The 14,436-nt window shown below is 61.2% G+C and carries 12 protein-coding genes; 4 read left to right on the top strand and 8 right to left on the bottom strand.

Annotated features, from left to right (window positions below; all coding sequences use genetic code 11):
- Positions 1 to 336: 336 nt before the first annotated feature.
- Positions 337 to 3,333: a PAS domain-containing protein gene (locus ACL9RI_RS15465; RefSeq protein WP_422727405.1), complete on the top strand. Its 2,997-nt coding sequence runs from the start codon at positions 337 to 339 to the stop codon at positions 3,331 to 3,333.
- An 18-nt stretch (positions 3,334 to 3,351) separates the two neighbouring features.
- Entirely contained in the window at positions 3,352 to 4,242 is an 891-nt protein-coding gene (gene bla, locus ACL9RI_RS15460; protein ID WP_422727404.1) for a class A beta-lactamase, read from the top strand.
- Positions 4,243 to 4,245: 3 nt separating this feature from the next.
- Here the strand turns inward: bla and ACL9RI_RS15455 are convergent, their stop codons facing one another.
- From ACL9RI_RS15455 to ACL9RI_RS15445, 3 genes are all read right to left on the bottom strand, one after another.
- Positions 4,246 to 4,680, bottom strand: coding sequence for a DUF695 domain-containing protein (locus ACL9RI_RS15455; protein WP_422727403.1), 435 nt, complete (start codon positions 4,678 to 4,680; stop codon positions 4,246 to 4,248).
- Positions 4,681 to 4,722: 42 nt separating this feature from the next.
- Entirely contained in the window at positions 4,723 to 5,388 is a 666-nt protein-coding gene (locus tag ACL9RI_RS15450; RefSeq protein ID WP_422727402.1) for a hypothetical protein, read from the bottom strand.
- A 95-nt stretch (positions 5,389 to 5,483) separates the two neighbouring features.
- Positions 5,484 to 6,335, bottom strand: a complete 852-nt coding sequence (locus ACL9RI_RS15445) for a hypothetical protein (protein WP_422727401.1) — start codon at positions 6,333 to 6,335, stop codon at positions 5,484 to 5,486.
- A 155-nt stretch (positions 6,336 to 6,490) separates the two neighbouring features.
- Here ACL9RI_RS15445 and ACL9RI_RS15440 point away from each other — a divergent pair, with 155 nt between their 5' ends.
- Complete coding sequence (locus ACL9RI_RS15440) at positions 6,491 to 7,438, top strand: nucleoside hydrolase (RefSeq protein WP_422727400.1); 948 nt, start codon at positions 6,491 to 6,493, stop codon at positions 7,436 to 7,438.
- Between the two features lie 7 nt (positions 7,439 to 7,445).
- Here the strand turns inward: ACL9RI_RS15440 and ACL9RI_RS15435 are convergent, their stop codons facing one another.
- The 5 genes from ACL9RI_RS15435 to ACL9RI_RS15415 all read right to left on the bottom strand — a co-directional run bounded on the left by ACL9RI_RS15435 (position 7,446) and on the right by ACL9RI_RS15415 (position 13,492).
- Positions 7,446 to 8,441: an alpha/beta hydrolase family esterase gene (locus ACL9RI_RS15435; protein WP_422727399.1), complete on the bottom strand. Its 996-nt coding sequence runs from the start codon at positions 8,439 to 8,441 to the stop codon at positions 7,446 to 7,448.
- Between the two features lie 73 nt (positions 8,442 to 8,514).
- Positions 8,515 to 10,710, bottom strand: coding sequence for a TonB-dependent receptor (locus ACL9RI_RS15430; RefSeq protein ID WP_422727398.1), 2,196 nt, complete (start codon positions 10,708 to 10,710; stop codon positions 8,515 to 8,517).
- A gap of 150 nt (positions 10,711 to 10,860) precedes the next feature.
- The gene (locus ACL9RI_RS15425) at positions 10,861 to 11,667 is read right to left on the bottom strand and encodes an alpha/beta fold hydrolase (RefSeq protein WP_422727397.1); all 807 of its coding nucleotides are present in this window, start codon (positions 11,665 to 11,667) and stop codon (positions 10,861 to 10,863) included.
- 114 nt (positions 11,668 to 11,781) lie between these two features.
- On the bottom strand, positions 11,782 to 12,420 hold the full coding sequence (locus ACL9RI_RS15420) for a TetR/AcrR family transcriptional regulator (RefSeq protein ID WP_422727396.1): 639 nt from the start codon (positions 12,418 to 12,420) through the stop codon (positions 11,782 to 11,784).
- A 112-nt stretch (positions 12,421 to 12,532) separates the two neighbouring features.
- Positions 12,533 to 13,492 carry a bifunctional helix-turn-helix transcriptional regulator/GNAT family N-acetyltransferase gene (locus ACL9RI_RS15415; RefSeq protein ID WP_422727395.1) on the bottom strand — a complete coding sequence of 320 codons (960 nt, stop codon included), beginning with the start codon at positions 13,490 to 13,492 and terminating at the stop codon, positions 12,533 to 12,535.
- Positions 13,493 to 13,674: 182 nt separating this feature from the next.
- Between ACL9RI_RS15415 and ACL9RI_RS15410 the strand changes: the two genes are divergently transcribed.
- Positions 13,675 to 14,196, top strand: a complete 522-nt coding sequence (locus tag ACL9RI_RS15410; RefSeq protein ID WP_422727394.1) for a DUF1993 domain-containing protein — start codon at positions 13,675 to 13,677, stop codon at positions 14,194 to 14,196.
- Positions 14,197 to 14,436: the final 240 nt, after the last annotated feature.

Below are 14,436 nucleotides of genomic sequence, written 5' to 3'. Positions count from 1 at the left end.
TCTCTTGGATGTCTGATGAACGCCAACTTTCAAGCAAGGCGCCAATTTAATTCAAGCACCTTATGCGCTGCAAGAATATTGTTATATGAAATATTTAATCGACAATAAGAAATGCCTTACTAGTGGTTATTCAGCCACAATTTGCACAAAAAATAGGCATTTTTGCGATTTTTGCGATTTTTCTTGACAGAAGCTATCAGATATTCATACAGCACGACATCGTTTACAGGACAGGCCCACCGGCGCAAATGGTTGTAATATCGGCATATCCATAACGGCCCAGCTATGCCCGAATCTTGTGCGGAAATCACTGCGCTGCACCAATACCTACCTCCCATGCCCCAAATTAGCCAGCCCGACAGCGCGCCCTTCTCACCCGCCTGGTATGCCTACGAGCATGGCGCCGACCCGATGTTTACCGTCGATCCCACAGGTGCCGTCGGCGCGCCCAATGCGGCTGCACGGTCTTGCCTGTTGGGTACACATTGGCCGCAATTATGGACAGGCGACAACCGCGCGGCAGCAGCGCAAGCCTTGCAACGCGCCTGGGATCATGGCGCGGCAGAATGGACCACGCTATTGGCTGGCGATGGCACGCACTGGCAAGCCAGGCTGACCCTTTTGCCCGCGCCGCAAGATAAGGGTAATCACAAGGGGAATGACAAGGGCAGCGTGCTGGTCATCCTGCATGACATCAGCGGCCCCTTGAATGCCGCCCGCCACCTGGCTGAAAGCGAACAGCGCGCGCGTCTCTTGCTGGGCGCGCACTGCGATATTGTCTGGAGCACGCGCACCTTCGGCCAGTTCGACGCCGACCAGCCCAGCTGGCGCGCCTACACAGGCCAAAGCGAAACTGAAATGCTGGGGCGCGGCTGGCTCAACGCCGTGCATCCCGACGACCGGGCCATGCCCCACGTGATGCCCTCAAACCTGAGCCGTGTGTTTGAAGCCGAATACCGGCTGCGCCATGTCAGCGGCGCCTACCGCAACGTCGTGGTGCGCATGCTGCCCGTCTACGGTCCAGATGGCGGCATCCGCGAATGGGTCGGCTCGCATTGCGACGTGACGGCGCAGCGCCAGACGGAACAGCGCTTGCGCCTGGCCATGCAGGGCGGGCGCATGGGCACCTGGGAAATCGACCTGGGCAGCGGCAGCATGGAATGTTCCGATGCCTGCAAGGCCAACTTCGGTTTCCCAGCCGATGCCCGCATCGACTATCCGCGCCTGACGGGCGCCATGCTTGACGGCGACCAGGCACACTGGCGCGCAGTGGTCCACGCGGCGATCGCCACCGCCAGCGATTTCGAAATCGAGATACGCGTGCGCTGGCCCGACGGCTCGCTGCACTGGGCGCACATGCGCGGCACTTGCACCAGCGACGGCGCCGGCAAGGTGATCGCCCTGTCCGGCATCTCGCTCGACCTCACCACCAGCAAGCAAAATGAAGAAGCCCTGCGCCTGACCCTGGCCGCTGGCGAAGTGGCCATCTGGAACTGGGATATCGCGGCCGACCGGGTCACGGCCGACAGCAATATGGCGCGCCTGTTTGCCGTCGACACCACGCAGCCGGCACAGCCGCTGGCACACTATATGGAATTGATCCACCCTGACGACCGCGCCAGGCTGGACATACTGATCAGGCAGGCGATAGCGCAGCACCAGCCCTTCGAGGCCGACTACCGCGTGCTGGGGACCGAGGGCCACTACCGCCATGTGCTGGCGCGGGGCCGGGTCGAATACGGTTCGGATGGCGCTCCCTTGCAATTGCCGGGCGTGATACTCGACATCACGCGCCAGAAACAGGTAGAAGATGCACTGCGCCGTAGCGAGGAACGCTACAGCACCCTGATCGCCTTGATGGACCAGGCCTTCTGCATCATTGAAATGCTGTACGACGACGACGGCGCTCCCGTTGATTTCCGCTACCTGGAAGGCAACCCGGCCTTCGTCAAGCAGTCGGGACTGGAAAACGCCATCGGCCGCACGATACGCGAGATGGTGCCCGATCACGACCAGCACTGGTTCACCTTGTACGACCAGGTGCTCAAGACAGGCCAGGCCGTGCGCTATGAAAACGAAGCGCATGCGATGGACCGCTGGTTCGATATCTTTGCGGCGCGCGTGGGCGGCGCCGGCAGCCGCAAGCTGGCCGTGCTGTTCAGCGATATTTCTGAACGCAAACGTTCGGAACGGCAATTGCGCCAGCTGGCCGACAACCTGTCGGAGATGGACCGGCGCAAGACCGAATTCCTGGCCACCCTGGCGCACGAATTGCGCAATCCGCTGGCGCCCATCCGCAACGGTTTGCAAATCATGCGCCTGGCAGCCGACCAGCCCGCCACGGTGACGCGCGTGCGCGACGTGATGGAACGGCAGGTGAACCAGATGGTGCACCTGGTAAATGACTTGCTCGACGTGGCCCGTATCACGCGGGGGCAGATCGAGCTCAAGCTGGAGCGGCTGGAACTGAAAACCGTGATCGCCGCCGCAGTGGAGACGGGCATGCCGTTGATCGATGCCAACCGGCACCAGTTGCAAGTCGAGCTGGACGAGCAGGCGCTGCCGCTCGACGCCGATCCAACCCGTTTGGCGCAAGTGCTGGGCAATCTGCTCAACAATGCCGCCAAATACACGCCGGCCGGTGGCCATATCAACCTCACGGCAAAACGCGATGGCGGCGATGCCGTGATCCAGGTGCGCGACAGCGGCATCGGCATCCCGCACGAAGCGCTGGACTCCATCTTTGACATGTTCACGCAAGTGGGACAAAACATGGGCCGCGCCCAGGGTGGCCTGGGCATCGGCCTGTCGCTGGTACGGCGCCTGGCGCAATTGCATGGCGGCAGCGCCACGGCGGCCAGCAACGGCGCCTGCCGGGGCAGCACCTTCACCGTGCGCCTGCCGCTGGCGGCCAGCTTGCCGGTATTGCCCGCCAGCCAGGATGCCACGCCCGCGCCGCCAGAACAGCATTTCCGCGTGCTGGTGGTGGACGACAATATCGATGCGGCCGAAACCCTGGCCGCCGTGCTCGGCATGATGGGCCATGCCACGCAAGTGGCGCACGATGGCGTCCAGGCACTGGCCGTGGCGCCGCAATTTGCTCCCGACGTGATCTTCCTCGATATCGGCCTGCCCGGCATGAGCGGCTACGAGGTGGCCCGCGCGTTGCGCCAGACGCCGGCGGGCGCGCAACTGGTGCTGGTCGCGCTGACCGGCTGGGGCGCAGAAAACGACCGCAGCCTGTCGAATGCGGCCGGCTTCGACCATCACTTAACCAAACCGGCCAACCTGCAAGCGATCGCCGAATTGCTCGCTACCCTATCCCACCCTTGATAGAAAATCGACACGACCATGACTGCTACCTTGTCCAGCATACAACGCCGCCATTATCTGCTGGCTGCCGGCGCCGCCCTGTTTTTCCCATCCGGCCTATTACTGGCTGGCACCACGCCTGCTGCCGCGCACGCACAACTGACGGCGCTGGAGCAACAAGCCGGTGGGCGCCTGGGCGTTTCCGCCTGGCGCACGGATGGCGGCGCGCGCATCGCCCATCGCGCCGATGAACGCTTTCCCGTATGCAGCACCTTCAAGGCCATGCTGGCCGCCGCCGTGCTGGCCCGCAGCGCCAGCGAGCCAGGCTTGCTGGAAAAAACCATCCGCTATACGGCCAGGGAGTTGGTCACGTATTCGCCGCTGACGGAAAAACACCTGGCGGACGGCATGACGGTGGCCGCGCTGTGCGCCGCCGCCCTGCAATACAGCGACAACAGCGCTGCCAATTTCCTGATGAAACTACTGGGCGGCCCGCACGCTGTCACGGCCTTTGCGCGCAGCATCGGCAACCCGGTGTTCCAGCTGGAACGCTGGGAAACGGCATTGAATAGCGCCATCCCCGGCGAAGTGCGTGACACGGCCAGCCCTGCGTCGATGGCGCACAGCCTGCAACAATTGTTGTTAGGGAACAGCTTGCCTGCGCCGCAGCGCCAGCAACTGGAAACATGGATGCGCGGCAACACGACCGGCGACCAGCGCATCCGCGCCGGCCTGCCGGCCGGCTGGAGCGCAGCCGACAAGACAGGCTCGGGCGCCTACGGCACCGTCAACGATATCGGCGTGACCTGGCCGGCCAGCGGTGCACCGCTGGTGATCGCCGTGTACTACACGCGCGAACAGCAAGACGCGCCCACCAACCAGGACATCATCACGGCAGCCACGCGCATCGTGGTGAGCGCGTTGACGTAGAACTTACTTGGGCAGTGCGGCCATGAAGCTGGAATAGGTCGACCAGGCGGGATCGGCGGCGCTGCGAATTTCAATCGGGAACTTCGGACGGTCGGCCAGCGCCGTGTTGAGGCGGTTGAAAAAGTCTTCGCCCGACTGCGTGTAATAAATCCATTCACGCAGGTTTTCACCGGTCGAGACCAGCGCCAGCGTAGAAAAGCCATCCTGTTCGACCACCGGTTCCAGCGCCGCTTCCAGCTCTTCCATGTGCTCGCGTTCATTCGGCGCCGGCATGCCGGTTTCATCTTCATAACGCCAGGCGATGATGATGCGGTCCGGCTGCGACGACAAATCCCAGTCGTCATGGAAGGTATCGACATAGCGGTAGATGATGGCCATTTCGTCGCTATGCGTCACGATGGTGCCCCAGCTGCGGGCGGAAGTGGAATTCGGATTCATAAGTGCTAAATTCAGTGTGAGGATCAATAACAGGCACGCAGCTTACAGCATCGGCGGGCAAGTCACATTCCAGGCATCATATTGCCCTGCGCTCTTGCGCAGCCAGACCCGTGCATAGCTGTCGCGGTCGCTCTTGAACACCAGCGCATAACGCTCTTCATCATGGCGCACGGACGCGCCCACATCGACCGCCGCCAGGCTGAATTTGAGCGAACGCAGCGGGGCACAGGCCGTATTGCCAGCCATCAACAAACGTGCCCGTTCCAGCAGCGGCTTCTGGTACAGCAAGACGCCTTCCAGTTCCGTATCGGGCACCCTTTGCAGCAGACGCACCGGTTCGGCCACGGGCCGGCATGCGCCACGGTCCAGCCAGGCGTAATACTCGATGCCCGCCTCTTGCCAGCGCTCCTGCTTGCCCGTTCCCTGCAGCACGAATTTCGTGCGCTGCGTACGGCACAGCGCGCCATGCCCCCGATACGGCGCCGTTTCCACGCTGCCCACCAATTCGCGCAAATGCCCCCCCACCACCGGCACGCTGTGGAACACCGTGCGCGCAGCCGGCTGGTCCGGGTATTGCTGTCCATAAAACTGCAACAGCGACGCGCGTTCTGCGGCGGTCGCCGTCACATCATCGGCAAAAGCGCTGGCCGATACCAGGGCAGCCGACAAGACAAAAAGCACCATGGGGCGCACGAGGCATGCTGGCATGTCATTCCTTTAGCAGAGGGATCAAGAGCGGGCACCGCCCAGGCGCAGATTATAGCGTCAGCGGGTGATGCCGTGACGCCACGCTGTCATGCACTTTATCCGCCTGATGCCGCCACCGATTTCAGACGCAAGACATCCTGCAGCAACTGGCGCTTGGCCGACAACGCCGCATCGTCGCGTGTCCACTGCTGCAGCCGCGCCGCATACACGGGCGTCATCATCCAGCCAAACACTTCGGCCTTGTCTTCCTCGGGGCCGTATTCGGCGTACATGCTGACCATGCCGGGGTGCGGGTGGCCCAGGTTCTGGAAGCCTTTGCCGTAGGCTGTCACGCCGCCGTGGCCATATTTGGTGTCGGGCGGATTCAGGGCCAGCCAGACGGGGTCGCGGTAGTAAAAATCGTTGAATTGACGGTATTCAATGAAATGGTAAAACTCGTGATGCACGCGCATTTCCATGCCGGATGGGCACAGCGCGGCCAGCATATTGTCGGCATACACCACGCTATCGATTTCGGGCGCCGGCATAGCCAGGCGGCGCTGGCCGTCCACGCTCAAGTCTTTTACCAGCACCACATGGCGCAAGCCCGTCTGCGCAAAGACGGAAACGGGATAGCGTTCCAGCGCGGGCAGCACTATGCTCAGCAGCAATTGCAGGCCGGCCCGGTCTTGCGCGCTATCGGTGAAGCTGTGCGCCTGGCTTTCGGGCATGTCCAGTTGCCAGGACGGTGTCAGCTGCAAGGCCGCCAGGCGGCTGGTGGCGATCGTCTTCAACTGGGCTAAGCTGGCGCCCGGCACCGCTACCGGCGCGTAATGCACGCTCCAGTCGCACTCGGCGCGCATGCTGTCCTGGCTGGCCGCCTGCTCGAAGGCGGCCGTGTAAGCGGTCGAGGGCATGTCCAGGCTGGCGCAGCCGCCCAGCATGAATAAGCACACGGCTAAGGACATGGCGATGAGCAATAGACGAGAAGGCAACATAACAGCTTTCACATGGATACGGGTGTCGGCCATTGTACCGAGTCTGTGCCTGCCTGCTAAAATCGGCCCGCCCCCAACCCTTCTTCAGGTTCGCCATGCTACTGCGCCGTCTTTTGCTTCGTTCTTTGCTTCCCCTCCTGGCCGCCACCCTGTGGACCAACGCGGCCTTTGCTGCGCCAGCGGTCCAGCCCGTCCATAAAGTGATCGTCGACATGGATATCGGCGATGATATCGATGACGCCTTCGCCCTGGCGCTGTTGCTGCAAAGCCCCGACATCGAGATCGTCGGCATCACCACGGCATGGGGCGACACGGCCTTGCGCGGCCGCCTGCTGGAACGCCTGCTGCGCGACACGGGCCATGCCGGCATTCCTGTCGCGCAAGGCATCGTGACCAGCAACAACCCGACGCCGTTCACGCAAGCGCGTTATGCGCAGCGCGGACAGGCGCCCGCACCGCAGTTGGGCGCCGTCGATTTCATCTTGCGCGAAGCGGCGCGCCAGCCCGGCCAGATAACTTTGCTGGCATTAGGTCCACTGACCAATGTGGGCGCCGCCATTGCGCGCGACAAGACCGCTTTCGGGAACTTGAAACAGGTCGTCATGATGGGCGGCTCGGTACGCGCCGGCTACCGCAAATCGCAGTACGTGCCCAGCCGTCCGGCCGACAAGGAATACAACATTGCCTCGGACGTCAAGGGCGCGCAGGCGCTGTTCGGTTCCGGCGTGCCCATCGTCATGATGCCGCTCGACTCGACCCAGATACGCCTCGATGAAGTCGAGCGCAACGCCATCTTCGGCCACGGCTCGCCCGTGACGGACGCCATCACCCTGCTGTATCACCAGTGGATTGATGCGTATCAACCGTGGTCCAGCAATATGCCGTCACTGTTCGACGTGGTGCCCGTCACCTATCTGATCGACCCGGCCAGCTGCCCCGTCACGCCGCTGCACATCACCGTCACCGATGACGGCTACACGCGGGAGGGTGCGGGCAAGCCCAACGCCCAGGTCTGCCTGGCCTCGGACCAGCCGCGCTTCTTCAATGTCTTCATGCAGCGGCTGTTGAAGTAAAACAAGGTCAGCGCTGGTAATTCTTGAAAAAATTCCAGCTGATGGTGGTGGCGTCCGGACCCAGTTCATCGCTGAACGGCCAGCCCGGAGGACCACCGCTCCACGCGTGGTTCATGCCTTCCACCGTGTATTTCTGCGCGACCACGATACCATTCGCAACATAGGTGTCGATGCTGTAGCTGCGGCCATACGGCACCGTCTGGCGCACGATGCTGTCGGCACGGTAGCGCACGCTGTCATTGTCCAGGCCATCGTCGCCGTAATCGCTGGTCTGCAAGAATTGCTCGATGGTTTGTTCGCCATTGATCGGGTTGACGACGATGTCCGCCGTGCCGTGAAACACCATGGTCGGCATCAGGCGGCGCGGCGAACCGGAACAGCGCCAGGCATCCTTGCCGCGCACTTTCGGGTCGAACGAGCTGCCATTGAACAGCGAATCGGCCGCCGTCACCAGGCCCGTCGCGCCCTTGTACATGCCGCCCGAATGCACCATCACGGCGGCGAACACATCGGAATAACAGGCGGCCATGATGGAGGCCATCGCGCCGCCAGCCGAGATGCCCGTGACGTACACGCGGTGCTCATCGACGCTGTATTTACTCTTGACCTTGTTCAAGATGCCCATGAAGACGGCCGGTTCGCCCGTGCCCCGCTCCTGGTTCAGCGGCAACATGAAATTCCAGCAGCGCATAGGGTTGGCCGTGGCATTCTGGCGCGGATACACGACGATAAAATTCTCGCGGTCGGCCAGTTCGTTGTAGCGGCTGACGGCCGCCATGCTGTTCGGCTCGGAACCGCAGCCATGCAGCATCAACACCACCGGTAAAGGCGTGCCCGACTGGTAATTGGTCGGCAGCCAGACCTGGTATTCGCGCGAGCCCCACAGGCTGGCGTACAGGCCAAAATCCCATTGGCCGGCGCTGGCCGGCAGCGCGGCCAGCAAGCCGCAGGCGGTGATCAGGGTGGATAAAAAGTGACGCAGATGCAAACGCAGATAGGCCATGCTCATCTCCATGAATGCTCAGGATTAAATGCTGGGGTCAGTCCCGGCGGGACTGCCCCTGGGTTACAACGCTTTAAAACTTGTAGCCAGCCTTGGCGATCACCTGGCGCGGCGGTCCATAAAAACCGTCGAGGATGTACAGGGCCGGGATGTTGTAGCCATCCGTGCGGTAGCGTTTATTGCCCAGGTTGCTGCCGTGCAAGCTGAAGGTCCAGTTTTTCATTCCCTCCCACACCACACCGGCCGTCCACAGGCTGTAGCCGCCCTGCGCCAGCACTTCGCTCAAGTCGGTGGTCGGGTACACCTTGCTGCGGTAGCCAAAGCCGACCAGGCTGCGCAAGGTGCCGCCCAGCACGTTGCGGTCCGTGCGCGTCAGATTCAAGCCCACTTGCCGGCTCGGCGTATTGCTGAACCTTTGCGTAGACGCAATGTTCTGGCCACCGCTGAGGAATTCGCCATAGCCTGCGCTCAGCAGTGCCACGAAACCGTTCACATCCCACTGGCGGTTCGGCCGCCACGAGAATTCGAACTCCGCGCCTTTCACGGTCGCCTTGCCCGCGTTCGTGAAGTCGCCATAAAAGCCGGGCAAGCCACCGGGCTGCACATAGCTGGTGAAGACCGATAACTGGATATCCTTGTAGCGGTTGTAGAACAGGGCCACATTGACATCCAGCGTGTCGTCCGGCTTGGCGTACTTCAGCCCCACTTCCAGCGCATCGAGTGTTTCATCGCGGTAAGGACGAGCCGAATCGGGCACCACCAGGTTGTTGGCGCGCACGTTGTAGCCGCCCGATTTAAAACCGCGCGAGACGTTGCCATACAGATTGGTCGTGCTCGATGCCTGGTAGCGCAAGGACAGCTTCGGCGACGTATTGCTGACCGACAACGATTTATCGAAGTCGGCCGCCGTCTGGATCGGCCGCGTGAAACCCACATCGGCAAAGGCGCGGTTGAGCACAATGGCGCGCTTTTCTTCGCGCGTGTGGCGCACGCCCGCGTTCAGGCTCCATAACTGGCCCAGCGGCCAGGTCCAGTCCGTGTACAGTGCCGTGCTGTCGGTCTCTACCGTGCTGACGGCGGCCGTGAACTGACGCCCCAGGAAATTATTGTAGATGCCGCCACCCGCCGTGCCCTCAAAACGGTACAGGCCGATCACGCCGGCGCCGTAATCGCCGCTGTAGGACGCCTGCAATTCCAGGCTTTTCTGGTCGTCGTGGGAATCGCCGAACACGTCGGCGATCGGTTGCGGCAAGCCGTCGAAATCGATGGTTTGCTCGGAGGTGCTGCGCCGCTTGGCAGCGATGGCTTTCAGCGACCAGTCATTCGACAGCGTGTAATTGGCCACCAGCGAGCCGCCCCGGTTATGCGTGAAGTTGTTGCCCGGCATGCCGCTCTGGATATCGTAGGCGCTGGTGCTCGCTGGCCGGCGCAAAGGATCGAAGGCGCTCACGCCCATGCGCTGGAAACCGCGCACGCCCGATTTATCGTCGGTGGCGTCCAGGCTCAGCACGACAGTCAAAGGGATCTCTTGCGGAAAGTAGCCGACGGATATGCGCGCCGCCGTGCTGTCCTGGTCGCTGACCTGTTCGCCATTAAACGTGTTGCGGCCAAAGCCGTCGCGGTCCAGCTTGGCGGCAGCCAGGCGCGCGCGCCAGGTGCCGTTCTCGTTGGCGACATTAAAAGCCGCCTTGAAATTGCGCTGGTGATAGTTGCCCAGCCCCACTTCGGCCGAGGCCGTGTTTTCCCTGGCCAGCGGACGCGAGATATATTTGATGGCGCCGCCGATGGTGTTCTTGCCATACAAAGTGCCTTGCGGGCCGCGCAGCACTTCGATGCGCTGCACGTCGAATACATCGAGCAAGGCGCCTTGCGGCCGGGCCATATACACGTCATCGAAATAAATCCCCACGCCAGGATCGACGCCCCAGACCGGGTCCGCCTGGCCTACACCACGGATGAAGGCCGTCAGGGTGGTATTGGTGCCGCGCGAGGCGTAGACGGTCAGGTTGGGCACCCGTTCCTGCAAGTCGGCCAGGTTCTGGATATTCGCCCGCTCCAGTGCCTTGGCAGAAAACGCCGTGACGGCCAGCGGCACATCCTGCAAGCGTTCTTCGCGGCGGCGGGCCGAGACTGTGACGGTGTCCATGCGCTCTTGCGCCTGCGCATCGTCACTGGATGGGGCTGCCTGCTGTGCGTGGGCCTCGCTGGCCAGGCTGAAAGCTCCTGCAACGGCCAGGGTGATCGGTATCAGTTGTGTAGCAAGTTTCATGGCGTCTCCTGTTATCAGGCTCGCTGGCAGCGCGGGCAGATGGCCAGGTTGCGAAATCGCAAGACGTCACGGTCCCCGCACGCACCTGGCGAGCACCTGTCCTGCAATGACGAAACCCGGCCCCTGCCGTGACAGCAGTGGCCTGTTTATTTATTTTGAATGTGTAGCAAGGAAGGACCGCAACAAGGTATTCACACGCTGCGCCTGGTCCAGGGGCGTGGCATGACGCGAATTCGAAATCACCTCGAATTCGCAGTGGTGAAACTGTGCCGCAAAGGCCCGCTTGCTGGCGACGGGCGTGTAATCCTGGTCGGCCGCCATGATCTTGACTGGCATCAATAAGGTCTCGAAGCGTGGCTGTATCTGCCAGTGAAAGATGGCGTCCAGCGCCGCCAGGTAGGCGCGTTTATGCATGCCCGCCATCTGCGCGGCGAAGCGGTCCACCAGCGGCTGCTGGCTGGGATCGGGAAAGAGTTTCTTGCCGATAATCTTGCCCATGGTTTTCAAGCCGAAGGTGGCGATCACCGTGCGGCGCAGCCAGTAGGCAAACAGCAGTGCGGGCGGCTTGCTGCCCTGGAACGGTTGCGAATTGATCAGGCACAAGCTGGCGATACGGCCAGGAGCGCGGTTGGCCATTTCCAGGCCCACCATGCCGCCCAGCGAAAAACCGACGACATGGACACGCGGCAGGTCGAGCTGGTCCATCAGATTGAAAATATCGTTGGCAAAGTCGGCAATTTGCCAGGCGCCATCGGGGGCCGGGCTGCGGCCATGGCCGCGCATGTCGGGCACGATCAGGCGGTGCGTCGGGGAAAGGGCCTCGATCTGCGGCTGCCAGTCTTGCGCGCAGGAACCCAGGCCATGCAGCAGCAGGATAGCTTCACTTTGCCCGCCAGGCTTAGCGAGGCCAAGGCCGAGGTAATGCAATGGAACATCGGATGTCGTGTGACGCCGCATTCTGTCTCCTTGCTGTTGAACATGCTTTGTGTTCAGCGCAGGGATATGTTTCCCTGCTGTTGGAAACATAATACGGAATCAGAATTCCGATTTCAAGTTAAATCTGGATTTATCTCAAGTCAGGTAATTTAAAGCAACACGCACCAATTCATCTTCCAGAGCAGGCGCTGACAGGAAGGACAGCGAGCCCGTCAAGGTATGCTGGTTCAGAATCCCCAGCAGCACGGGCGGTATCACCATCATCGCTTGCGTGGGGTCGGGATGGCGGATGCTGGCCGACTTGCTGGCCAGCACGGCCACCGTGCGTTGCGAAATCAAGTGGTTGATCTGGTGCACCCGGTCGCGGAATTGCGCATCTTGCGACGAGCGCGTGATCAGCGCCCGCAGCACGCCGCGTCGGCCGCCATTGACGCCGACAAACATCGCCACCATGGCGCGAATAAAGTCTTCCAGGCTGCGCCCTTCCCATTGATGCAGCTCAGTCAAAGTCTCGACTTGTTCCACCATGTCGGAAAAAAAGCGCTGCAGCAGCAAACGGCTCAAGGTGTCCTTGTCGCCCAGCAAGCGATAAAAAGTGCCCACGGAAGTTTCGGCCAGCCTGGCCAGGTCGGCCACGCCGATTTCATCAAAGCGGTTTTCCGCCAGCAACTGCTCCCCCACTTGCAGCAAGCGTTCAAACGCCTGCTTGCTGCGCGCCTGCGTGGGTTCCGGTGGCACGATCATTTGCGGAAAAGGAATCGGGGATGGGGGCATGCTCGCCTGTGTCTCGTGATAGTGGAACCGAGGTTCCGTTATGAGGGAGACATATTGTAACGCGAGCGCCGCAGAATGGGGGCGTTCTGCAAGCGTGCGCCCTGCCACCCGCTCAGGCAGGGTGGCCGCGCCACTCCATATACACGTCGGCCCGCTGATAATGGACTTCGCCATCGGGCCGCGCCACGTGCACAAAACCTGTGCTCTCATACAACTGTATGGCAGGTAATAACTTGCTGTTCGACTCCAGGAACAGCAGCCTGGCGCCGCTGGCTTCGAACGCCTGCAATGCACGCAACAGCAAGCGGCGCGCAATGCCCAGTCCCTGGCAGGCGGGGGTGACGGCCATCTTCGACAATTCGAACATATCGGCGCCGGCGCTGATCAAGCTGCACGTGCCGACGATGCGGCCATCGAGACGCGCCAGGAAAATTTGCCCGCCGCCATCGAGTATCGACGCTTGCGGATCGGATAGCACCTGGTCGTCCAGCGCCTCGACATAAAAATAGCGCTCCAGCCACTCGACATTCAGGCGCTTGAAGTCCGCCGCGTATTGCGCCTCGTAATCGATCATCTCCACTGCCGCCCGCTCGCGCTGGCGCCGGCACGTGGCAATCACCTCGCCGAAAGCCTGCTCCTGCAAGCTGGCCTCGATCTTGTCCAGGGTGGCGATCCACGCCGCTGCCTTGCCTTCCAGCACCACATCGATGGCGGCCTTGACATCGCTCCACAGCGGCGCCATGGTCCGCAGCAAAGCCTGCCCGGACTCCGACAGCGCCAGCAAGCGGCGGCGCTCATCTTTCGGCTCGGACATTTCCACCACCACGCCAGCATCCAGCAACTTGCGCCCCAGTTGCACCACGACAGGATGCGTCTGCCCTATCTGCGCCGCCAGCACCGTGATCGAGGTGGGGCCATTGTCGCGCAGCAGCATTAACAAAGGAAAACAGCGCGAACTCAGTGCGACACCAGCCGCCTGGTAGCTGCTATCGACGCCGGCATACAGTTGATCGGAAAGACGGCGCAGGCGGCTGCCCAGCACCAGGGAGCCATAGGTTTGCAGAGTGGACATGGGTTTTATCTGATATACGTAAGTAGTTACGTATACCGTAACGTAAACTGACTTTTACCGTCAACTAGCAATCATCCCATCGATTTTAAAGATTACCCGCAAGAAATTTATCAATTAAATATTAATTTCAATATGATAATATTTAAACCATTTTCAGCGCATCATCCATGCCAGGAGCATCCATGTCGGTCTACGCCATCACCATTCCCTGCTACGCTCAAATGCTGCGCGCCCTGAACATCATGCTGATCAAGGGAGAAGAGCGGGCCTCGGCACTGGGCTTCGATCCCCAAAACCTGCTCGACGCGCGTCTGGCGCCCGATATGCATAAGCTGGCCAGGCAGGTGGAATTTGCGTGCACCCAGGCCCAGGAAACCATATGCCGGCTGACGCAGCAACCTTTGCCCAAACTCGATACTCCCAGCAATATGCAGCAGGCAAAGGCGCTGATCGAGCTTACCCTTGCCATGCTTGCCGCCACCGACCGCGCATCGATCGACGGCGGTACCGATCGGCAAGTATCAATCACATTGGCCGATGGCCTCATCTTCGATATGACAGGCCATGAATTTGCCGTGAACTGGGCCACGCCACAGTTCTATTTTCACCTGGTAACGGCCTACAACATCCTGCGCCACAACGGCGTGCCGCTCGGCAAGACCGAATATGTGCAGCATATGTTTGCCTATTTGCGCCAACCTTGAAATTTCAGGCTTAACGCATCCATTGATATTGACCATCTCGATGAGGGCCTGGGCGGGCGTAGCCATGCCCTCCCCGATCCACTACAGCTTTCCCCCCCTGCTGGCGCCTGTGACGATGATCTTCATGCTGTCTCCTTTTATTAAATTGATTCGAAGCAAATCATAAAAGTGTTTTGTTCAGTACAACTGGGATACCCGGTGACCCTTGCCACATCAAAAGCTGAAAACCTGTTTCACATC

The organism is Janthinobacterium sp. Mn2066, assembly GCF_049319705.1.
Lineage (GTDB): Bacteria > Pseudomonadota > Gammaproteobacteria > Burkholderiales > Burkholderiaceae_D > Janthinobacterium.
Note: the sequence above shows the minus strand (reverse complement) of the source record. Positions and strands in the feature narration are given on the sequence as shown.

Coding starts and splice junctions, on each gene's coding strand:
- ACL9RI_RS15420 (WP_422727396.1), bottom strand. CDS start 12,420: ATGCCCCCATCCCCGATTCCTTTTCCGCAAATGATCGTGCCACCGGAA.
- ACL9RI_RS15410 (WP_422727394.1), top strand. CDS start 13,675: ATGTCGGTCTACGCCATCACCATTCCCTGCTACGCTCAAATGCTGCGC.
- ACL9RI_RS15425 (WP_422727397.1), bottom strand. CDS start 11,667: ATGCGGCGTCACACGACATCCGATGTTCCATTGCATTACCTCGGCCTT.
- ACL9RI_RS15430 (WP_422727398.1), bottom strand. CDS start 10,710: ATGAAACTTGCTACACAACTGATACCGATCACCCTGGCCGTTGCAGGA.
- ACL9RI_RS15445 (WP_422727401.1), bottom strand. CDS start 6,335: ATGTCCTTAGCCGTGTGCTTATTCATGCTGGGCGGCTGCGCCAGCCTG.
- ACL9RI_RS15435 (WP_422727399.1), bottom strand. CDS start 8,441: ATGGCCTATCTGCGTTTGCATCTGCGTCACTTTTTATCCACCCTGATC.
- ACL9RI_RS15465 (WP_422727405.1), top strand. CDS start 337: ATGCCCCAAATTAGCCAGCCCGACAGCGCGCCCTTCTCACCCGCCTGG.
- ACL9RI_RS15415 (WP_422727395.1), bottom strand. CDS start 13,492: ATGTCCACTCTGCAAACCTATGGCTCCCTGGTGCTGGGCAGCCGCCTG.
- ACL9RI_RS15450 (WP_422727402.1), bottom strand. CDS start 5,388: ATGCCAGCATGCCTCGTGCGCCCCATGGTGCTTTTTGTCTTGTCGGCT.
- bla (WP_422727404.1), top strand. CDS start 3,352: ATGACTGCTACCTTGTCCAGCATACAACGCCGCCATTATCTGCTGGCT.
- ACL9RI_RS15455 (WP_422727403.1), bottom strand. CDS start 4,680: ATGAATCCGAATTCCACTTCCGCCCGCAGCTGGGGCACCATCGTGACG.